The sequence below is a fragment of the Congregibacter brevis genome (genome assembly GCF_045689245.1).
Taxonomy (GTDB): Bacteria; Pseudomonadota; Gammaproteobacteria; order Pseudomonadales; family Halieaceae; genus Congregibacter; species Congregibacter brevis.
The window spans coordinates 2,134,043-2,153,906 of sequence record NZ_CP136865.1; the positions used below are offsets into that span (position 1 = coordinate 2,134,043).

18 protein-coding genes, 1 tRNA gene and 1 pseudogene are annotated in these 19,864 nt (G+C 53.1%); 8 read left to right on the plus strand and 12 right to left on the minus strand.

Annotated elements, in window-relative coordinates:
• Positions 1-47: 47 nt before the first annotated feature.
• Positions 48-530: a peptidylprolyl isomerase gene (locus R0137_RS09395; protein WP_407326163.1), complete on the minus strand. Its 483-nt coding sequence runs from the start codon at positions 528-530 to the stop codon at positions 48-50.
• Positions 531-678: 148 nt separating this feature from the next.
• Between R0137_RS09395 and R0137_RS09400 the strand changes: the two genes are divergently transcribed.
• Both R0137_RS09400 and R0137_RS09405 read left to right on the plus strand, forming a co-directional pair.
• Positions 679-1,902 (plus strand): saccharopine dehydrogenase family protein, encoded by a 1,224-nt coding sequence (locus R0137_RS09400; RefSeq protein ID WP_407326164.1) that lies wholly within the window; start codon positions 679-681, stop codon positions 1,900-1,902.
• An 8-nt stretch (positions 1,903-1,910) separates the two neighbouring features.
• A complete protein-coding gene (locus R0137_RS09405) occupies positions 1,911-2,381 on the plus strand; it encodes a GNAT family N-acetyltransferase (protein ID WP_407326165.1) in 471 nt (156 codons plus the stop codon).
• 76 nt (positions 2,382-2,457) lie between these two features.
• Here R0137_RS09405 and R0137_RS09410 read toward each other — a convergent pair whose 3' ends face one another.
• The 3 genes from R0137_RS09410 to R0137_RS09420 all read right to left on the minus strand — a co-directional run bounded on the left by R0137_RS09410 (position 2,458) and on the right by R0137_RS09420 (position 4,766).
• The gene (locus tag R0137_RS09410) at positions 2,458-2,814 is read right to left on the minus strand and encodes a DUF3127 domain-containing protein (protein ID WP_407326166.1); all 357 of its coding nucleotides are present in this window, start codon (positions 2,812-2,814) and stop codon (positions 2,458-2,460) included.
• Positions 2,815-2,916: 102 nt separating this feature from the next.
• Complete coding sequence (locus R0137_RS09415) at positions 2,917-3,471, minus strand: hypothetical protein (protein WP_407326167.1); 555 nt, start codon at positions 3,469-3,471, stop codon at positions 2,917-2,919.
• A 32-nt stretch (positions 3,472-3,503) separates the two neighbouring features.
• Entirely contained in the window at positions 3,504-4,766 is a 1,263-nt protein-coding gene (locus R0137_RS09420; protein WP_407326168.1) for a sialidase family protein, read from the minus strand.
• Positions 4,767-4,958: 192 nt separating this feature from the next.
• On the opposite strand from R0137_RS09420, the gene R0137_RS09425 reads away from it, so the two are divergent.
• Positions 4,959-5,035: transfer RNA gene (locus R0137_RS09425), tRNA-Thr, on the plus strand.
• Positions 5,036-5,069: 34 nt separating this feature from the next.
• Here R0137_RS09425 and R0137_RS09430 read toward each other — a convergent pair.
• Entirely contained in the window at positions 5,070-5,618 is a 549-nt protein-coding gene (locus R0137_RS09430; RefSeq protein WP_407326169.1) for a YaeQ family protein, read from the minus strand.
• Between the two features lie 221 nt (positions 5,619-5,839).
• Here R0137_RS09430 and R0137_RS09435 point away from each other — a divergent pair, with 221 nt between their 5' ends.
• The 3 genes from R0137_RS09435 (at position 5,840) to folD (ending at position 10,714) form a co-directional block, all read left to right on the plus strand.
• Complete coding sequence (locus tag R0137_RS09435) at positions 5,840-8,845, plus strand: TonB-dependent receptor domain-containing protein (RefSeq protein ID WP_407326170.1); 3,006 nt, start codon at positions 5,840-5,842, stop codon at positions 8,843-8,845.
• A gap of 99 nt (positions 8,846-8,944) precedes the next feature.
• Positions 8,945-9,805, plus strand: a complete 861-nt coding sequence (gene purU, locus R0137_RS09440) for a formyltetrahydrofolate deformylase (protein WP_407326171.1) — start codon at positions 8,945-8,947, stop codon at positions 9,803-9,805.
• A gap of 15 nt (positions 9,806-9,820) precedes the next feature.
• Positions 9,821-10,714, plus strand: coding sequence for a bifunctional methylenetetrahydrofolate dehydrogenase/methenyltetrahydrofolate cyclohydrolase FolD (folD, locus tag R0137_RS09445; RefSeq protein WP_407326172.1), 894 nt, complete (start codon positions 9,821-9,823; stop codon positions 10,712-10,714).
• 8 nt (positions 10,715-10,722) lie between these two features.
• On the opposite strand, the gene R0137_RS09450 is transcribed toward folD, so the two are convergent.
• Positions 10,723-12,177 (minus strand): serine hydrolase domain-containing protein, encoded by a 1,455-nt coding sequence (locus tag R0137_RS09450; RefSeq protein ID WP_407326173.1) that lies wholly within the window; start codon positions 12,175-12,177, stop codon positions 10,723-10,725.
• A gap of 153 nt (positions 12,178-12,330) precedes the next feature.
• On the opposite strand from R0137_RS09450, the gene ilvB reads away from it, so the two are divergent.
• On the plus strand, positions 12,331-14,190 hold the full coding sequence (gene ilvB / locus R0137_RS09455; protein WP_407326174.1) for a biosynthetic-type acetolactate synthase large subunit: 1,860 nt from the start codon (positions 12,331-12,333) through the stop codon (positions 14,188-14,190).
• 51 nt (positions 14,191-14,241) lie between these two features.
• On the opposite strand, the gene R0137_RS09460 is transcribed toward ilvB, so the two are convergent.
• From R0137_RS09460 to R0137_RS09480, 5 genes and pseudogenes are all read right to left on the minus strand, one after another.
• Positions 14,242-14,697: an ATP-dependent zinc protease gene (locus tag R0137_RS09460; protein WP_407326175.1), complete on the minus strand. Its 456-nt coding sequence runs from the start codon at positions 14,695-14,697 to the stop codon at positions 14,242-14,244.
• Positions 14,698-14,856: 159 nt separating this feature from the next.
• Positions 14,857-15,936 carry a succinylglutamate desuccinylase/aspartoacylase family protein gene (locus R0137_RS09465; protein WP_407326176.1) on the minus strand — a complete coding sequence of 360 codons (1,080 nt, stop codon included), beginning with the start codon at positions 15,934-15,936 and terminating at the stop codon, positions 14,857-14,859.
• Positions 15,929-16,201: a cation:proton antiporter regulatory subunit gene (locus tag R0137_RS09470; RefSeq protein ID WP_407330002.1), complete on the minus strand. Its 273-nt coding sequence runs from the start codon at positions 16,199-16,201 to the stop codon at positions 15,929-15,931. Before R0137_RS09470 ends, R0137_RS09465 begins: the two co-directional genes overlap by 8 nt.
• Positions 16,202-16,237: 36 nt before the next feature.
• A pseudogene (locus R0137_RS09475) lies at positions 16,238-17,161 on the minus strand (RimK family alpha-L-glutamate ligase); the annotation flags it as partial.
• 138 nt (positions 17,162-17,299) lie between these two features.
• Entirely contained in the window at positions 17,300-17,971 is a 672-nt protein-coding gene (locus R0137_RS09480) for a sulfotransferase family protein (RefSeq protein ID WP_407326177.1), read from the minus strand.
• Positions 17,972-18,071: 100 nt separating this feature from the next.
• On the opposite strand from R0137_RS09480, the gene R0137_RS09485 reads away from it, so the two are divergent.
• Positions 18,072-18,566: a lactoylglutathione lyase family protein gene (locus R0137_RS09485; RefSeq protein ID WP_407326178.1), complete on the plus strand. Its 495-nt coding sequence runs from the start codon at positions 18,072-18,074 to the stop codon at positions 18,564-18,566.
• A gap of 41 nt (positions 18,567-18,607) precedes the next feature.
• Here the strand turns inward: R0137_RS09485 and R0137_RS09490 are convergent, their stop codons facing one another.
• Positions 18,608-19,843: an NAD(P)/FAD-dependent oxidoreductase gene (locus tag R0137_RS09490; RefSeq protein WP_407326179.1), complete on the minus strand. Its 1,236-nt coding sequence runs from the start codon at positions 19,841-19,843 to the stop codon at positions 18,608-18,610.
• Between the last annotated feature and the right edge of the window lie 21 nt (positions 19,844-19,864).

Consider the following 19,864-nt stretch of genomic DNA (forward strand, 5'->3'; position numbering starts at 1 on the left):
ATGGTTCTCCGGTAGGGCAGCTACCGCAGCGAATTTTAAGCATCCTTTTAGTGTTGATGTCCGCCGAGGCCATGAACGTGCCGATGTGCTATCTCTTCATCGCTAGCATCTCGAACTTCCATGATTTCAATATCGAACACTAGATCCTGGCCCGCTAAAGGGTGATTTGTATCAAGATCGGCGCTGAACTTACCTGCTTTTATGACGGTTGCAGGACGCTGGCCGTTTTCTGTATTGACTTGAACCAGCGCGCCCGGACGTAGTTTTCCTTTGAACATCAGGTGCTTCACCGGGATTCGCTGTTGACGCTTGGGGTCGCGCTCTCCGTAGGCATCGGCAGCGTCAAGGCTTACGCTGAAGACGTCGCCGGATGTCCTGCCCGCCATGCTTTTTTCAAGCCCGGGTAAGATATTGTTGGCGCCGTGCAGGTAGGCATTGGGGGTTCCTCCACGAGACGTCTCCAGTTCGTCTCCCTCCGAATTGCGGAGGGTGTAATGAAAGATGGCCACTTTATTTCGCTCTATGTTCATTTATGGTGATTCATTAAAGAGATGGAGGGCGATTACAGGTCATAATCGTCGCGCAGGCAAGGGGTGTGCTTACATCTTGCAGCGCAATGAACTAAATCTAGCGAGAGGGCGTAAGCTTCTTTTTGCTTTTTAACTGTTGGAAAAACCCATGTCTGACGAGAAACAATTCGATCTTCTGCTTTATGGGGCGACGGGCTTCACGGGCAAGCTCATAGCGGAGTATCTGGATAAGCATCCCGAGTTAGAGGGTCGTTCTTGGGCTATTGCGGGACGTAACGACAAAAAATTGAGCGCCTTACAAGAGTCTTTGAGTAGCCAAGGCCTTCAGCGGGTCGTTTGCGATCTTGACGACGTTGCTGCCGTGGACGCTATGGTGAGGTCTGCTCGTGTAGTGATAACCACAGCCGGTCCTTACTCGACACACAATGGAGAGAGCCTGTTGGGCGCTTGCGCTAGGGCGGGTGTTCACTACTCTGACCTGTCGGGCGAGGGGTTTTGGCAGCGCGAGATGATCGATGCGTTTCACGATGAAGCGATAAGCAGTGGCGCTAAAATCGTGCTTGGAGGCGGTGTCGATTCCATACCTAGCGATCTGGGTGCACACCTGGCGCTGCAAGCTTTGGCTTTTGACGCTGACGAGGAGCCGGAAGCAAAGATTACGGGAAAGTACACAGAGTACAGCGGGTCTTTCTCCGGAGGCACTATCGCGTCAGGAAAAGCGAGGCAGGCGGCTCTCCGAAGTGGCCGGCTTAGCAAGGAGGCGATGGACGATCCCTGCATCTTGGCTCCTGGTGCCCAGAGTCGGCCTGATGAGGAACTGACTCAGGACGGTATGCCCGCCGGTTTCCTTCATAAAGTCGAGGCCGGTTACGGTGTTCTTTTACCGTTTTTTATGGCCAAGATAAACGCACCCGTCGTGCGGCGCTCTCTTGCATTACAGGGTCTGGATGGTCACGTGAGCTATCGAGAATGCTGCTCTCCTGGTATGTGGTCACGCATCAGCTGGTTGTACATTAGCCGTGGCTTTGGAGTGCCTTTGGGGCAGCCAATCAACTTCGTACCCAAATCAGGAGAAGGCCCGCCTCAGTGGCTGCTAAAGCAGGGCGCTTTTTCTGTTGAAGTTACTGCCGAAGCTTCTGATGGCCGGCTAGCGAAAGCCGTTGTCGCTGGCAAGGGTGATCCGGGTTACGGAGCAACTTCGAAAATGCTGGGCGAGCTGGCTTTGTGTTTGCTGCTTGATGAGCAGACTTCTCCTGATGTTGCGGGGGTCTTAACTCCGGCAACCGCACTGGGCGATGCTTTAGTAGATCGATTGAACGACGCACAAAACGGAGAGTTTATGCAGCTTTACTCTTCATCTGAAGGGGCCTAGGGGTAGCAGTGAATATTAAGGTCGACGATCTCTCGGATCCAAGAATCGCGGAGTTCCTGGAGGAGCACATGCGAGACATGTTGTCGGTCTCGCCGCCGGAGAGTACTCATGCGCTGAATCTTGATGAGCTAAAAGACACTGCGGTGACATTTTGGTCGGTTTGGCAGGGGCAGTCCCTCGTGGGATGTGCAGCACTCAAGCGCTTAGACACCACCCATGGAGAGGTCAAATCCATGAGAGTCTCGAACGAGTTCCGAGGTCAGGGTGTCGCTCGCAAGATGCTGACCCATCTGATTGCGTATGCGAAACAGGAAGGTTTTGCGCGCCTAAGTTTAGAGACGGGGTCCATGGCATTCTTCGACCCGGCGAGGCGTCTCTACGAGAGCTTTGGCTTTTCCTATTGCGAACCCTTTGCAGAATACACAATAGACCCCAACAGCGTGTTTATGTCGCTCGAGTTAGAAGCCACTGCAGCATAAATGTGCTTAGGTAGACAGCAAAAGGTCCTTTGGTGACGAGATAGGCGTAACGGTCACGGACGCCTAAAACTTCTAACTAAAAAGGGATGTCGTCATCCTCGAATTCAGGTCCTGGTGCACTGGCTGTCGCGAAGTATTCATCTGCTGCTGGCGCCGCTGCATTGTTTTCCGGGATTACGATCTTCCAGCCCTGGAGGTTGTTGAAGTAACGGCCGTTGTACTCCCGGCCGCGGATATCAAAGCTTACGGTCACTTCCATGCCCTCTGAGATCGAGTCCAGTAGCGCCACTTTATCCTGCACGAACTCGAGGTTGATTTCCTGCGGGTACTTGCCATCCTCGACAGTGACGACCATCTCGCGTTTCGTAAAACCGCTCTCAAAAGTCTTTGGCTCTTGGATCAGTTTGACCTTTCCAGTGAGTTCGTAGGCCATTTTTTTCCTCGTTAGTGTCCGGTTTAGCGCTGCCAAGCATCGCCCGGCGCTGCGTTGATGAGTGACTGCGTTAGTAGTTGTTGATTGCGTACGGTGTTTGGCTCATGCCGTGAGCAGGAGAACAGCTAGGGCATAGCCGGCGATTAACACAGAGAACACTTTGAACCATCTGGGTTTAAAAACAATGCCCACCGCCAGCAGAGCGCCCAGGCCCGCAAGCAGTATTGAAGGTAGCGGGGCGTTATTCAGTAGACGAATGTTGAAGTAGGGCCCCACCGCAAAGTAACCGACCATAAATGCGGCTGATACTCGGCCCAGTGTTTGGCTGTGGTCTAGGAAGTTCAGCTCGAGATCGTTCGCTAGATCATAGTCCTCTACTGGGAGTGCGAGCTCCGCTGCTCCATAAATAAAAATAGTGCCCGCAACAAGGAAAAGGAAATCAACGATGGTCCACTCTGCCAAGTCGCGAAGAGCCCAGCCAACCCACCACATCTGGAGCGTCAACAGCATGATGGACACAGCCCAAAGCACGGTAGCCCAGTGAAACTTTATGCGTTTGTGGGCTCTTATGAGACCGCCCATATGACCCAGCAGTCGGGTGATCGCGAGCCCCAGAATGATTGAGATGGCGACAAATACGTATTCGTGCTGCGTCAAAACCGGATGTCCTGTTAGTCGTCACTGAAAGACTATTCTGATACCAAAGAGAACCGCCAGAAGGTGAAGCCCCAGCGGTCATCATGAATATTTTGTACGGGCGAAACTACAGCGAGATCTCCATTCGCCAAAAAACTGACCGGTATGTATTCGCCGGCGGGAGATAAAGACTTGTACGCAACGGTTTCTTCCCATGCATCAGGGACGAAGGGAGCGGCCTCGTGAGCCTCGACGGCAGCAGTGTGGGGACTGTAATTCAGTTGGGCGAGCCGCGCCGAGAGCCCCTGAGCGTCCTTCACAAACCATGTGGCTGCAAGCTTGTCCTCGCCGTCACTGGTGAGGAATGGGTAAAAAGCGATACCGTAGCTGGTCGAGATGGCACTGATTTTCCAGGTTTCGCCCAAGTCCTTCGAAACCCCATGCTTAACAATGGAACCTTCGCTCCAGACATGATGTAGAGAACCGTCAGCCGTCCAGGCCAGTGGTTCAACCCATCGGGGTACGGCTGTGGGATCTGCGAATGTTGGGTCCCACTCAATGCGCCCGGGCGGCTCCTGCTTGGTCCACGTGGCCCCATCGTCGGTGCTGACCAATAGGTAGTCTGACTCGAGGTCGAAGGTGTTCGCCGAGGCGCCGATAGGTGAGACTCGAACTGCGAGTCTGCCATTTGTACCTACCGCTAAGTGACTTGAGCCACCACGAGGCGCTATTGCTGTAGGAGCATTCCATGCAGCTCCTTGATCGATGCTTTGGGCGTAGCTCACCCCGGCACTGCCGTTCCAAATCGCGTGTGCTGTGCCGTTCTCTCCCACAGCAACCCAGGGCCTATCATCCAATCTGTTTTGCGACAGAAATTGCCAATTCCAGGTCTCACCAGTGTCAATGCTTGAACCCATGGCAATGTGGGTTCCTGCTCGTGTCTCTCTATTAAACCCCATAGAGGCCATATAAAGAGTCCCCTCGGGTCCAACGCTCAGGTCTACGTCCGAATTTCCCTGAGCGCCGCTCTCTTTAGGACCCACATCGCCGCGTTCCCAGTTATTACCGTCATCATCACTGCGCCAAAGCAGTGGCGGCACAGTCCAGTCTTTCCCGGATACTTGTGAGGGATATCCCGATACAAACAGAGCGCCGTCTGGGTGCTGCACAATCATGGGCTCGCGTGCAAGAGTATCCAGATGATCGATGCGGGACTGTAATTCCAGCACTGCGGCTGGGGGCACCACCTGGGCCTGTGTGACGGTACTGATAGCCATACAGCTAGACAGTAAAAGAAGAGACTTCCAGTCAGTCATGGCGATGCTCCGAGAAGCGCCAGGGCTTCAAAATTGAGGGGATGGGAGTGTAACGAAGAACGTTACGGCTTACGTCCTATTGTTGTCAGATCGTCGCGGAGTGCCGGTCTCTTGGACGTCTTTGCAATGGTAGCTCAATCCCATACTTGACCCTCGGCAAAGGGGCTATAGAATGCGCGCCGGCAACACAAGGCCGATGTAGCTCAGCTCGGTAGAGCAACGCATTCGTAATGCGCAGGTCGTAGGTTCAAATCCTATCATCGGCACCACTTTTCCAAGCTACGCTCCCACAACAGGTAGCAGCTATTCGCCCTTACGTCGCAGCGCAACGGGTTTCAACTGCACAGAATGGCCCTCGCAGCTAAACAGTAGCTCCTCTTCCGAAATCGTGCACTGCAATGCCAGGTTAGGAGACGTTAGTGCGCCGAGCGCCGCCAACTCATCGTCATTCACGCTGTAGACTGAAAGGTTCTCGAAGCGGGCGAGGGCGCTCTCGTGTTTCTGCCACCACACTTTTAGGGCACGTTCGCCATAAGCGTAAAGCACCACTTCCCGGGAGCGGCCACTGGCTTTACGCAGCCTGTCGGGGTCTGGTGTGCCCAGCTCAATCCAAAGCTCTATGGAATCAGTCAGATCTTTTAGCCAAAGGTCTGGCTCGTCGTCGGTGCTGATGCCCCGGCCAAATTGTAGGTCCTTGTGGGCGTGCATGGCGAAAGCGGCGACGCGCAACATCATCCGCGTGTCTGTCTCCGAAGGATGGCGGGCGACCGACAGAGAAAAGTCCTCATAGACGTGACGGCCAAGGTCGGCGACGTTCAGCTTGATTTTGAAGACAGTAGCTTTTATTGCCATATCAGACCTTTACGCGGCTTAGTTAATATCCTCTCGAAATAGAGGGTTTGACCCGGTTCCGATTGTGAACTTGTCAATCGTAAACGCAACTTTTTGCGGTACTTGGGTCTTATTACCGAATACCGTTCTGGCGGTAATTTGTAACATTTCTGTAACATAGAGTTTCTAGCATTCTCGCGTCTTCAAATGCTCTGAGGGGGGCTATTCCTGTGAAGAAAACCATGTCTCAAATGTTTGCTCGTAAAGCGCTCGTTCGTGCGATCGCTAGTGCGTCGGTTATAGGTGGCGTTGCGCTGTCCATGCCGTCCTATGCTCAAGAAACCAGTGCCGCCGTTCGAGGCGTCGTAACCGGTTCTGACGGTCAGCCGATTGCGGGTGCCGAAATTGAAATCAAGAGCCTGGCGACAGGTGTCACCAAGAGAGCGACAACGGATGGCTCTGGTAGCTACTTTATTCGTCAGCTTCCTGCCGGTGTTGACTACAGCGTATCCGTAAATGCCTCGGGTGAAGGAACTGCGCGAACCGAGCGTCTGCCACTTACTGTAGGCGAGTCCGTGCAGATGAACTACCGACTCAGCAGCTCTCTAGAGGAAGTTGTGGTAATGGGTCGAGCGATATCAGTAGCCGAAACAGCTATTGGGCCCACCGCTGTGTTCAGCGCGTCGGACCTACAGGACTCTCCGGCAATCAACCGAAACATCAATGATGTTATTGGTCAGGATCCACGCATTTACATCGATCAGTCCGGCTCAGCCGACGCGATCCAGTGTAACGGTGCAAACCCGCGCTTTAACAGCCTGACGCTTGACGGCATCCGCTTGAACGATGGCTTTGGTCTGAACTCCAATGGCTACCCTACTCAGCGTATGCCCTTTCCCTTCGATGCCGTATCTAGCGTCGCAGTAGAAATGGCGCCTATGAGCGTTGTGTACGGCGGATTTTCCGCTTGTAACATCAACGCTGTGACCAAGTCTGGAGGCAATGAGCTTTTCGGTTCGCTGTTCATGGACTACACCAGCGATGCTCTCCAAGGCGATTCTCTGGAAGGTGAAAGCGTAGAGGTTCCTGATTACGATGAGACCCGCTACGGTTTCGAAGCCGGCGGCGCGATCATCAAAGATAAGCTGTTCTTCTATGGCGCCTACGAGAAGTACGAGGGCGTCGACTTTAACAATCGTGGAGCCATCGGCTCTGGGGCGATTAACGAAGTGCAGGTCAGCCAGGCGGAGCTTGACGAGATTCGTCAGATTGCCAACGATGTTTATCAATACTCTCCAGGTAGTAGCACTCCAGGGGTCACCGATTTCGAAGATGAGAAGTACATTGCCAAGTTGGACTGGTACGCCACTGATACGCAGCGTGTTGCACTGACTTATATGTACAACGACTCCTTTAACGTAACGGAGTCTGACGGCGACCTTAACGAGTTTGAATTCGCGGATCACTTCTACAATCGCGGTGCAGAGCTTGAATCCATTATCGCTAGCCTGTACTCGGACTGGACAGACAACTTTTCTACCGAGGTTCGTATTGCACGCACCGACGTGGATTTCTTGCAGGCCCCTCGTGCGGGCAATGACTTCGGTGAAATCCGAGTCGAACTCGATGATGTAGATGTGTATTTCGGCGGAGACGACAGCCGTCACGCAAACGAGTTGAACTACACCATCGACCAGTTGGTTTTCCGTGGCCGTTATCAGTTGGGTGCTCACACGATTACCGGTGGTTTCGAGCGTGAGGAATACGACATCTTCAACCTGTTCTACCAGCACGTCGATACAGAGATTCGCTTCGACGGCATAGAGAACTTCCGCAATGGATTGGCTGATCGCGTCTATTACGGTAACGCCATCTCAAACAATCAGGATGATATCGCCGAGTCATTCAGCTACGCCATCAATTACCTGTATTTGCAGGACGAGTGGCAGGTTAACGACAAGCTGCGTATGACTTTTGGTCTTCGCTACGATCGTTATGAAACTGACGATGCACCTAACCTGAATCAAGATTTTGCCGACAGCTATGGCTTTGGCAATGATCAGACTCTCGATGGACGTGATTTGATTCAGCCGCGCTTTGGCGCGACTTACGACTTCTCTGAGGACTTAACTCTGCGTGCCGGTGTTGGCTTGTTCTCTGGTGGTAACCCCAACGTTTGGTTGTCTAACACCTACAGCAATACGTCAACCACAGCTGTTCAGGCTCGTATCGATGACGTTGACCTTTTCTCGCAGAATTACGTGAACTGTGAAGACGGCGTACCTTCTGGCCCCGGCTACTGTGTACCGCAGAATATCGCAGACGTTGTGGGGTCAGGCGACGGTAGCAACTTCGAGATCATCTATCTTGATCCGGATTTTGATATCCCAAGCGAGTGGAAATACACCGCAGGCTTGACCTGGTACGGACCTATGGAGTGGGTACTGACTGCAGATCTGCAGATCAGCCGTGGCGAAGATACTGCTATCTATAAGCGAGCGGACCTTGAGCGAGTCGGTACTAACGACTTGGGCTACCCCATCTACGAGAGTGTTCGTGAGGCAGCATTTGAGCTGACCAATTCCAGCAACGGCAACGAGTCTGAGTCACTGTCCTTCAGTGGTTTCAAGAGCTGGGACAATGGCTTTGATCTACGTTTAGGTTATGCCTACACCCAGGCAGAAGATGTTAACCCCATGGGCTCATCTGTAGCTTTCTCAAACTACATCTTCCGCGCCTTTGAGGACCCCCAGGCAGAAACGCTGGGAACATCTGACTGGCAGGTTGAGCACCGTTTCACCACGGTCCTTAATTACACAGCAGACTTCTTCAACGGCTACGAGACTCGCATCTCACTGTTTGGTCAGTACAACTCTGGTCTACCTTACAGCCTGACGTTGGACGGAGCAGCTGGCACTATCGGCGCGTACGGCTTCCAGCCGTTCCTGGATTTTGAACCAAACGTACTGCCTATCGGTGGCGAGCGTAACGGTGAGACAGGATCGTCGTTTAGTAAAGTTGATATGCGTATCACTCAAGAGCTGCCTGGATTTAGCCCAGAGCATCGTGGCAGTCTGTTTGTGGTTGTAGACAATCTGACGAACCTGATCAATGACGAGTGGGGTATCTTCCGACAGCCCAATCGCCCCGGTGTCACGCAGTCAGATATCGACAACAATGCGGAAGAGTCGCGAGTGGGTGGAACCTCGCTCTGGAGCATGCGTGTTGGTGTAAACTACAGCTTCTAAGCTAACTCGATCAGTAAGCCCCGCCTTCGAGAGGAAGCGGGGCTTTTTTTATCGTGTTGTTTGGTTGCACCATTTGTAACGAAAGACGAGCAATTTTCCTTGAGCAGTTCTCCACTATCTTACGTGCTGAGTTTTTCTTGCCCCGATTCCATCGGCGTCGTGGCGCGCTATTCGAACCTGTTTTACGAATGCGGAATCAACATAACCGAGATCTCTAACTACACGGACCCGCAGAGCAATACGTTTTTCCTGCGGTGTGTGTTTGATATCAGCGGGATGAGTTGTAGCCTCGAGCAGTTTGAAGCACGGCTAAAGCCGGTAGCTGATGAGTTGGAAATGAAGTATCGGCTACGTTGTGCCACAGCACTCCCCAAGATTGTTATCGCTGTTTCCAAATATGACCATTGCCTCACGGCGCTGTTAACAAAACAGCGTGCGGGGGCTCTGCCGGCTGACATTGTGGCGGTAGTGAGTAATCATGAGAATTGCCGGGCACTTACCGAGTGGCACAACATTCCTTTTCATTATTTGCCTATAACTTCTGAGACGAAGCCCGTTCAAGAGGCGAAGATGCTTGCGATCCTTGATGAGAGTGAAGCTGAGTTGTTGGTGCTTGCGCGCTACATGCAGATCCTGTCAGACGATTTGTGCGCGAAGCTATCGGGTCGGGCGATCAACATCCATCACTCCTTTTTGCCCGGTTTTAAGGGAGCGAAGCCCTACCACCAGGCCTACGACCGAGGTGTAAAGGTGATTGGCGCGACGGCGCACTATGTCACCGCCGATTTGGATGAAGGCCCAATCATTGCGCAGGAAGTTAGACCTATTGATCACGAAATTTCCGTAGAACAAATGGTCCATCTGGGCCACGACACAGAGGCCACCGCCTTATCTCAGGCGGTTCGACTACACTGTGAGCAGCGTGTCATTCTCAATGGTCAACGGACCGTTATTCTTTAGTTAATTGGAGTATTCATGAGTGCATCAATCATCGACGGCAAGGCGGCGGCGCAAGCACTCCGCGAGCGTTTGGCCATCGAGGTTTCCCGAATTGACGCGGAGCACAGTTGGGTGCCGGGTTTGGCGGTAGTCCTGGTAGGAGAAGATCCTGCGAGCCAGGTGTATGTGCGTAATAAAGGCAAGCAAACGGCAGAGGCGGGAATGCGTAGCTTTGAGCATAAGCTACCGGCAAGCACTAGTGAGCGGGAGCTCTTAGCTCTGGTAGAGACACTGAACCAAGACGATTCGGTTAACGGTATTCTGGTGCAACTGCCGCTGCCCGATCACATCGATGCACAGCTTGTTATTGAGACCATCGATCCAGCGAAAGATGTAGATGGTTTTCACCCTATGAATACGGGTGGTCTTTCCAACGGAGATCCAACAGCGCTTGTGCCTTGTACGCCGTTGGGATGCTTGATGATGCTCCGAGAGCAGTTTCCCGGCGGTATGGCGGGACTCAATGCGGTGGTAGTGGGACGAAGTAATATTGTCGGCAAGCCCATGGCGCAGTTGCTTATTGCCGAGAGCTGCACGGTTACGGTGGCGCATTCCAAGACGCGCGATTTGCCTGCGCTCTGCCAAACCGCTGACATTCTTGTGGCTGCCGTGGGCAGACCAGAGATGGTTCGTGGTGATTGGGTGAAGGAAGGCGCTGTAGTCATTGATGTTGGCATCAACCGAGTTCAATTAGAGGGGCAGGAAAAGGCGCGTTTAGTAGGCGATGTTGCCTTCACTGAGGCTGCAGAAAATGCTCGTGCGATTACGCCAGTGCCAGGCGGTGTCGGGCCCATGACGATCGCGTGCTTGCTGCGCAACACCGTGGTCGCCGCCTGTAGGCAGCATCGCGTAGTTTGTGAGCTTTCCTAGCGCGAAATCTAATCGGGGAAAGCTTTTAGTACTTCGCGTAGTAAATCCCAACGATTGAAGCCTTGCTTGCCGTAGTCCAGACCTCGGCGCACGATGATTAAGTCGTGGGAAGGGTCGATGATCACGTACTGCCCGCGGTTACCTGCGGTACTGTAGGCGTCAGCCGGTACTTCATTTTTACGTTTATCGGGAACCAGCCACCACTGAGCGCCATAGTCGTTTCCTCTGGGCGCAGACGCGGGAGCAGGCGTTCGCGAGAATTCGATCCACTTTTCGGAGATCAAGCGCTCCCCATCCCACACACCGTTGTTGAGATAAAGAAGCCCGAAACGTCCCAGGTCTCTGGCATTGGTGTATACCTGGCTACTCAGAATGAAATCGCCAAAGCGGTCTGTAGAAAGCAGAGTGTTGTGCATTCCAATGCGATCTAAAAGGCGCTTTCTGGGGAATTCAAGATATGCGGTAGCACTGGCTAGGGTGTCTTTAAAAGCCTTTACCGCCAACAGAGTGTCGTAGTTTTCATAATCCCAGGATGTTCCCGGCTTCCGCACAAGGCCACGGTTGCGTGCGCCATCCACAGAGCTCGCCCCTGCCCAATAGGACAATCCAGAGCCCGTGGCGTACTCCATATTGAAACTGTCGATCGGGTAAAGACCGCTGGACATGTTTAAAAGGTGTCGCAGAGTAATGGCGTTGCGTGGGTCTTCGCCGCCCGGCAGCGTGGGTGACCAATCCATTTTTAAGGGCGCGTCTAGCGCCATTTTTCCACTATCCACGCGCATACCAATCAGTGTGGCGGCAATACTTTTTGCCGTAGACCAGGTTCTCGTTCTCGTGGTTTGATCAACGCCATCGGCATAGCGTTCATGAATAATTTTTCCCTCATGGATCACCAGCAAGCTCAATGTGTCCTGTTCTTCACTTTCGCGATTGAAGGCCCAGTCAGAAGCTTGCGTCAGAGCCTCGGCGTTAAGAGTGGTGGGGACAGGCTGCGTGGCGTTCGCATCGCCGTTGGGCCAGTCAAGGCTCCGCGGATCGGTTTTGGAGTAGGGCATTTCTAACTTAGGTAAGCTGCTAATGTCTTCCAGGCTCATGTCCGGAGCCATCACCACACAACCTATGCCTTTTCTGAACGCCGAGAGAATTGCGGGGCCGTTCTCGCCGCCGCCGACGCTGACCGCCTGTTCCCGGGGATGAACTGTGTAAGGGCCGCCGTTTGCGTCGCCCAGCGTACGGTCACCCAGGTATGCAAGCTCTTGATCGAAGACCTGTTCCAGGGTTCGCCTTGAGGTGAATAATCCATTGCAGGTGAGTAGGGACTGGACGCCGTTACGAATGAGCTGTCGGTTGGCAGAGAAGTAATCGTATCCTTCCTCCGCAGCATGGGTTGTCACACTAATACTGGAGACGAGAGTAGCACTGAGAGTAAGGAGCATAACCCCCGTTAGACGAACTTTGAGCATTGAAAACCCCGCTGATGAACGAACAAGGACTATACACCGCGATGAGAACGACGGGGAGTAAGACCAATAATTTGACCGCGTTTTGATCGTGAAGACGGGCTAGGAGGATCAGACTAGAATGGGCGCTAATCTGGCCCGTATTCAGGAGACAAAGTGACTTCGGGAGATAGTCTTACTTACGGAACGCGCGATACCGTCACTGGCGGTTCACTTGTCGATTCTTCACAGAGTGATGAGGCTCCGGCACTGCGAGGTGCGCAGATCTTGGCCAAGTGCCTGGTTGCCGAAGGAGTAGATACGTTATTTGGCTATCCAGGTGGGGCGAACCTCGAGATTTTTGATGTGTTACCGCAGTTTGGCATTAGGTGTGTTCGCACCGAACACGAGCAAGGAGCGGTCCATGCTGCGCAGGGTTACGCCAGGGTGACGGGGCAACCTGGGGTCTGTTTGGCGACCTCTGGACCGGGCGCGACGAATCTGGTGACGGGTATAGCCGATGCGAACAGTGACTCGACACCGTTGGTGGCGATCACAGGTAATGTTCCTTCACATCTGTTGGGTAAGAACGCGTTTCAGGAGGTGGATATTGTTGCGGTGACCGAGGCGATTACCAAAAGGAATTACCTGGTTAAGCGTGTAGGTGATATTCCTGAAGTGGTTCGGGAAGCCTTCAGCCTTGCCGGGGGAAATAGACCAGGGCCTGTACTCATTGATATCCCGAAAGATATCCAGCAACAGTATCCCAAAGATCCGGAGGGGCAGTACAAGGCTCCGCGTATTCCGGCGGTGATTGATTCTCCTGAGCCGAGTTTAGGGGGTATGGAGCCGTCGCAATTGAAAGAGTGTATGCGCCTCATCCGCGAGAGCGAACGACCGGTGATTTATGCTGGTGGCGGCATTGGTGTTGCAACGAGTGAGGACTCCCTGCTGGCGTTTGCTGAGAGGGCCCAGATACCCGTGACTTGGACAATTATGGGGGTAGGCTGCTTTCCTCCAGAGCATGATCTTTCTCTGGATGTGTTGGGCATGCACGGTGCGAAGTACGCCAACAGAGCTATCTACGAGGCGGATCTGGTGTTGGCCTTGGGCGTGCGTTTTGATGATCGAGTAACGGGTAACGTCGCAGAGTTTGCAAAGCAGGCGCGCATCGTACACATCGATATCGATCGCAGTGAACTTAATAAGAACAAAACGGTCACTTTGCCTATCAGAGCCGATCTGAAGCCTGCGCTTAAGCAAATGCTCGAGGCCTGCACACCCATCGCGTCGCGGCAATGGGTAAGCACTGTGAATAGCTGGAAAGTCGAGTACCCCTATCCAGAGTCCGATTCCACCGGTCTAAAGCCCCAGCACGTGATTCGAGCACTCTGTGATGCTACCGATGGTGATGCGATCGTGTCATTAGGTGTCGGCCAGCATCAGATGTGGGCCATGCAGTTTTATCGCTCTCGGCAGCCTCGTTCGTTCTTGAGTTCTTCGGGCTTTGGAACCATGGGCTATGGCTTGCCTGCGGCCATAGGCGCCAAGGTGGCTGCTCCAAAGCGCCAAGTTATTGATATCGACGGGGATGGCTCTCTCAATATGACGATCCATGAGCTCTCCACATGTCATCGTTATGGAATTGGCGTGAAGACGGTGGTGATCAACAACCAGTGGTTGGGGATGGTTCGTCAGTGGCAGGACATGATTTACGACGCTCACCGTGCAGGCTCTGATCTATCTGATCCCATGGCAGTAAAGTCGAGGGATGATGCTGATATTTATCCGGATTTTCTGAGCATCGCCAAAGGCTATCGCGTAACGGCAGAAAGGGTACGTAGCGCTGCGGAATTATCGGCCGCTATAGCAAGAATGCTCGCGGACCCTCAGGAGCCTTACCTATTGGATGTCATTGTTGAGGCCGAAGAGAACGTATACCCCATGATTCCGGCGGGAGGCACCTACCGGGATATCATCATGAGTGCTGATGATCTAAAGAGCAGTGACTCTAGTGCTCAGGGAAGCAATATCTAGGTCCGTACGCGTGTTATGTAAGTGCCGGCAGTTTGAGGGCGAACGGGTTGTTTACTGATCACCGCAGCAGTAGGAGAGGGAGGGGTCTACAAGGAACCGCTTGTTAAGCGACTGCCGTCCTAACAACATGCGAAACCCCATATCATCTCGGTTGGTCAAAGTGATTTCGGTTACGAAGCGCCGGAAACCGATTTCCAGCGTGGTCTGAATAACGGGCCGCTTCTCGCTTTTGCCGTTGGAGCTTGTTACCGAACGATAGTCGACACATTGCGCAGTGCATTGGATTACCGGTGTTTTGCGGCGTTGCACCGGGTGCACGGAAAAATCGATCCAGCCCTCGCCACGATCACTTTGGCGAACGTCAAAGGCATGCAAAGACGACGTTTTTGCGCCCGTGTCTACTTTCGCGAGGATGCCCGGAAGCGCAAGGTCTGGTAGCGCACACCATTCTCTCCAGCCAATGATCGCTTTTGGAAAACCTGCTGTATCTCGCTTAGCGCGGGCCATGTCCTTTGTTCCACCTTAGCTGTTGTTCAGTGATCGATATCTTACGACTTATCCGCAAGCTAAACCTAGGCACGCATGACCTGGGTCCCGATGGGTGATTTCTAGCTTCGCGCACTGTCGGCGTCCATTATGAGGTGCGGGCAGGATGCGCGAGGCGGGTTACACGATGGGCAAGTCATCCAGAGAGGCGTCCAGTGCCTCATCGTCGTTGGGCTGGTGCGCGTCTGTGAATCCCTCAAGGCCTTTTTCGACAGCCTTTACCTTTCGTCCGTAGCGCGCGATGTGAAACACAGCATCACCCTCATACACCAACGGAAGGTTTGTTCGACCTATTACCATTCCGCTTACGGGGGCGTGAAGCGGTATTTCCGTCGTTCCTAGCGGATCAGCAATCATCGCCAGTAGCTGCCCCTTTTCAACTCGATCCCCGAGCGGCGAAAAGGCCCGGAGTACGCCGCTCTCAGGTGAGCGTACCCAAGTTGTCTCGTCGCTGGTTATCAGTTCACCGGAACGACGTCGGCCTCGAGACTTTGGCAGCATGCCTATACTTCGCATTACGTTGACCACGCCTTGAACGCCCGCGCGAATATACATTTCGTCAAAGCGAAGGGACTCACCGGCCTCGTAGAGAATGACCGGGATGCCGAGATCACCAGCGCATTGGCGTAGCGAGCCGTCGCGTACCTTTGAATCCAACGCTAATGGCACATCAAAGGCTTCTGTCATTGCCATAGCCTGAACATTGTCCAGGTCGGCGCGTATCTGAGGAAAGTTGGAGCGGTGCCTGGCCCCTGTGTGGAGGTCGATGCCGTGAGTGCATTTACTGACGACTTCCTCAACAAAAGTATGTGCGACTCTGCCTGCAAGAGAGCCCCGGGACGTACCGGGAAAGGAGCGATTCAAATCTCGACCGTCGGGTAAATAGCGGGAATGGTTGAGAAAACCGTAGACATTGACTATTGGGATGGCTATCAGGGTTCCTCTCAGTCGCTCGACAACGGGTTTTCCCAACAAGCGCCGTATGATTTCTACGCCATTGATTTCGTCGCCATGAATAGCAGCCGACACAAACAGCCTGGGTCCAGGACGTTTGCCGTTTACTATTTTGACGGTCATTGATAGATCGTTGTGGGTGTAGGTCGGCGCTACCGGGACTTCAATAGTCCCTTGAAATCCCGGGTTGATAACCTCGCCACCAATCTTGAGTTCAAGATCCTGATCGGTCTTACGCTCAGACATCCGAGCTACCTTCTCCATCTGATTCATTTAAGGAGGCGTTTACGGTATCCATGTCTAGATCCTTCACCTTGGGTCGCCGTTTACGTTGCGTCCGCGCAGGGATCATTCCACGCATTGATTCGAGTTTGCCAAAGCAGAGCAGTTTGTCGCCGGGCTCAAGTACACGATCCGAACGCGGATTGGGAATGACCTTGGAGTCGCGATAGAGGGTAAGTACATTGATATCGCGCTCGGAAAGTTCGGTGTCTCTAATTGGCGTGCCCACAAATTGGGAACCCTCGGGTACAAAGATTTCTGTGACGCCATACCCTTTGCTGACGGTTAAGCGCTGACGAAGATCTATCTCCGGGAAGTCTACCTGAGCAGCAATGTAGTCGATCACAGCGCCTGCAACATCGAGTTCGGTGCAGCTCTCAATGCCTTCCAATCCCGGAGATGAATTCACTTCCATAACTTGAGGTCCGTCTTTGCCCTCAAGCATATCTACTCCAGCAACCCTCAAGCCTAGAATCTGAGCACAGCGCACAGCGGTTTCGGCATATTTATCACTGAGCTGAATTGCCTCGGCGATACCGCCTCGGTGCACGTTGCTTCGAAACTCTTGACCTTGCGCAACGCGACGCATTGCCGCGACAACGCGGTCGCCCACCACGAACGCTCGAACGTCTTTCCCTTTACTTTCCGCCACGAACTTCTGGATCAGTACGTTCTGCTTCTGGCTCTGCAAGAGTTCGATAATCGACTCAGCCTGCTTCACCGATTCAGCGAGCAGAACCCCGATACCTTGGGTGCCCTCGATCAGCTTGATGATAACCGGCGCTCCACCTACACGCTGAATCGCCGGAAGTACATCGGCCCTGTCGCGTACAAAGGTAGTTCGGGGAATGCCTATGTGATGTCGGCTAAGAATTTGCAGGCTTCGCAGTTTGTCCCTGGAATTGGCTATTCCGTGCGCGGTGTTCGCACAGAAAACGTCCATCTCTTGAAACTGTCTGACTACTGCAGTGCCGTAATAAGTGATGGATGCTCCAATCCGAGGAAGTGTTGCATCGTAGGTGCTCAGTGGCTTCTGGCGGAAGTATAGATCCGGGTTGCCCTCCTCGAGATCTATGGCGAACTTGAGTGTATTGAGTACTTTGGCCGTGTGCCCTCGTTGCTCCGCCGCCTCACGTAAGCGACGAGTGCTATAGGAGCGAGGTGCGCAGGACAGAATGGCTAGCTTCATGTTTTGATGCTCTTTGGAAGTTTAACACTGCCAGTATACGCGGGTGGCGAAACACTCAGGATTTACAATGTAACAAGTGGCAAAGAGGGAGTCGCGCCTTGAGTAGCCGCTCGCCGGGGTTATGTTCTTGGCAGCAGTCTAAAACGAGAAGAACAAGTCTCGGGTCACCTTTTTGAAATCACCCCTGTCGTTAGTGCTTGGAAACGGTGTGCCTGGAACGGGAACTCCAAGAAATACACAAAGAGGCTCCCAGCCCTCGCGTACGTCATATACGAGTAATCGATCTTTTGGCACGGTGTTTTTTACCGATTGCTGGTGAGCCTCGTAAACCCTGATTACATGCGCTTTGTCACTGATCTTGCCGCCAAACACTTTGTGCTCGATCAACGCTCGATTGTGCATAGCTAATCGATAAGTCTTCCGTGCCCGCTTGGAAAACGGATAGCAGGCCAGGACTTTGAGTAGCTGTAGGAGGCTGGGGCGGATCGTAAGAATGGTATTGATCGCACTCTGATACCAATTTTCTGACTCGCGGATCGTCAGGATCACTTTGGCGTCCGGGTACTTCTCCATTAGCTCGGCGTAGTAAACGCAGGCGGGGAAATCCACCGTGGATTGATAGCCCCGAAAAACTGTATGCCAGTCCGCGGTCTGATCGTTGAGAGCACTTTCCCATTGCTCTAGGTGGTTCCGTTGCTTGGCTAATTCGAACATATGAAAACACGGTCCACAGCCGACTTCTTCCAGCGCAAGCTTTAACGAGAGGGTTCCCGTTCTTCCGAAACCTGCGCCGATTACCTTGATGGGCATGGCTGGTTAAACTGTTGACTCCAAAGATCGTGCACGGACGCAAATCCCGTATCTGACATCATGTTGTTTTACTTTCTCCATTACCCAAAAAGGCAAAATTATGAAAACCTATCCACGAACATTCTCTCATATCGGGATTTCAGTCCCCAATCTCGAGAAGGCTGCAGAGTTTTACAGTGAAGTCATGGGTTGGTATCACATTATGGAGCCAACGGTGATTACTGAAGAGTCGGACACGCCAATAGGTCAAATGTGCATAGACGTTTTTGGCAAAGGTTGGGGCTCATTCAAAATTGCACACATGTCCACCGGCGATAAGATTGGTGTAGAGATGTTTGAGTTTCAGAATAATGAAACCCCAAGGGACTTTGAATACTGGAAGACAAGTACCTTTCACTTTTGTGTCCAGGATCCCGATATCGAAGGCTTAGTGGAGAAAATTGTGGAGCATGGCGGTAGGCAGCGAATGCCGATTCGTGAGTATTATCCGGGAGAGAAGCCCTACAAAATGTGTTACGTGGAAGACCCGTTTGGTCTGATTTTCGAAGTTTACTCACACAGCTATGAGTTGACTTACTCCCAAGGCGCTTACTAGAAAAGCAGTAAGCTTAGTGTGCTCTAGCCCACTCGGGTGGGCTAGGCCATCACCGAAAGAGAGTCCACGGCTAGGGGCGTTCGGTTCACGCTCAGAAAACTCAGCGGCACCTCAGTATCGAAGTCTCTAATCTCGCCGAGGAGCCCTCGAGCGACCATCGCACCAATCGCGGGTGCCAGCTTAAAGCCGTGACCGCTAAACCCATTGGCTACCCAGTAGCCCTCGATAGATGTCGGGCCGAGTACCGGATGGACGTCCTGACGATTGATGGTGTACAGACCACAGTAGCCCGAAGGCTTTGTTCGTAGATCTAGGCCGGGCAAACGATGTTGCAGTGCGTGCAGCTTTTGAGCGCCAAATGTGTCGTCGGTTTCCCGGCTGAAGTCGTCGGCGTTCTCGACGACTTCTTCCTCATCCGCTTCTAGGATTGAACTAACGATGAGCTGTTGCCCGCGGTTTTGCGTTCGAAAGTAAATACCTCCTGCTGTATCTACAGTCACCGGGATTTGTCCTTCTAAAGTGCTGGGGCGGTCAAGGTGGAACACTTGTATGCGCGTGGGGGTCAGGCTCCATGGATGCTCGAAACCGGCCATAGTGTTGAGGGACTCACACCAGGGTCCAGCGGCGTTGACCACCAACGCAGTGTTAACGATATCGCCATTAGCGAGGGTCATCGAATGCGTACCGCCATCTTCTCGCTGTATCGATACAAGCTGCGTGTTGAATCGCAGCTCAACTCCGCGCTCACGCAAGGCGTCCACAAGATCTTGAGCAGCACTGACGGGGTCGATGTAACCGCCATCTTTTTCAAACAGGTTGAACCCTCCGTGATCGCAAGGGTGATCGTTTCCTGTAATCAGATCAGGGTATCGAGTGCAGGTGGCAAACGCGGGGAATCTATCGGAAGTTTCATCCGCAGTGAGGATTTCACTGCGGATACCTAAGTCGCCTAAACGCTGAAACTCCCTGTGGGCCCACTCACCGTTATCGCAGGGCATCCATAAGACGCCCTCGTTTTGAAAGCTTGCGCGGGTGGCATCCAGCGCCAGATACTCTTGCCAATGGCGATAAGCGTTTATCCCGTCTCGAGCCAGCACGGTGAGGTCGTCGGCACTATAGCGGTGACGGCAGGCAGCTGACGATGCCCCCGTAGAGCCTTCGCCAACGCCGGCGCCTCTTTCCAGAACGAGTATTCGCAGATTTCCTCGGCGGGCGCACTGATACGCGATGTTGAGACCAATAATGCCTGCGCCAACGATGACGATGTCGTAATTCAACGGATATAACCTCTCAAGTTT

Bases quoted from the DNA above. Each gene is read 5' to 3' on its own strand.
- R0137_RS09395 (WP_407326163.1), bottom strand. From the start codon at position 530: ATGAACATAGAGCGAAATAAAGTGGCCATCTTTCATTACACCCTCCGC.
- R0137_RS09400 (WP_407326164.1), top strand. From the start codon at position 679: ATGTCTGACGAGAAACAATTCGATCTTCTGCTTTATGGGGCGACGGGC.
- R0137_RS09410 (WP_407326166.1), bottom strand. From the start codon at position 2,814: ATGGCCTACGAACTCACTGGAAAGGTCAAACTGATCCAAGAGCCAAAG.
- R0137_RS09420 (WP_407326168.1), bottom strand. From the start codon at position 4,766: ATGACTGACTGGAAGTCTCTTCTTTTACTGTCTAGCTGTATGGCTATC.
- R0137_RS09430 (WP_407326169.1), bottom strand. From the start codon at position 5,618: ATGGCAATAAAAGCTACTGTCTTCAAAATCAAGCTGAACGTCGCCGAC.
- R0137_RS09435 (WP_407326170.1), top strand. From the start codon at position 5,840: ATGTCTCAAATGTTTGCTCGTAAAGCGCTCGTTCGTGCGATCGCTAGT.
- folD (WP_407326172.1), top strand. From the start codon at position 9,821: ATGAGTGCATCAATCATCGACGGCAAGGCGGCGGCGCAAGCACTCCGC.
- R0137_RS09450 (WP_407326173.1), bottom strand. From the start codon at position 12,177: ATGCTCAAAGTTCGTCTAACGGGGGTTATGCTCCTTACTCTCAGTGCT.
- R0137_RS09460 (WP_407326175.1), bottom strand. From the start codon at position 14,697: ATGGCCCGCGCTAAGCGAGATACAGCAGGTTTTCCAAAAGCGATCATT.
- R0137_RS09465 (WP_407326176.1), bottom strand. From the start codon at position 15,936: ATGTCTGAGCGTAAGACCGATCAGGATCTTGAACTCAAGATTGGTGGC.
- R0137_RS09480 (WP_407326177.1), bottom strand. From the start codon at position 17,971: ATGCCCATCAAGGTAATCGGCGCAGGTTTCGGAAGAACGGGAACCCTC.
- R0137_RS09485 (WP_407326178.1), top strand. From the start codon at position 18,072: ATGAAAACCTATCCACGAACATTCTCTCATATCGGGATTTCAGTCCCC.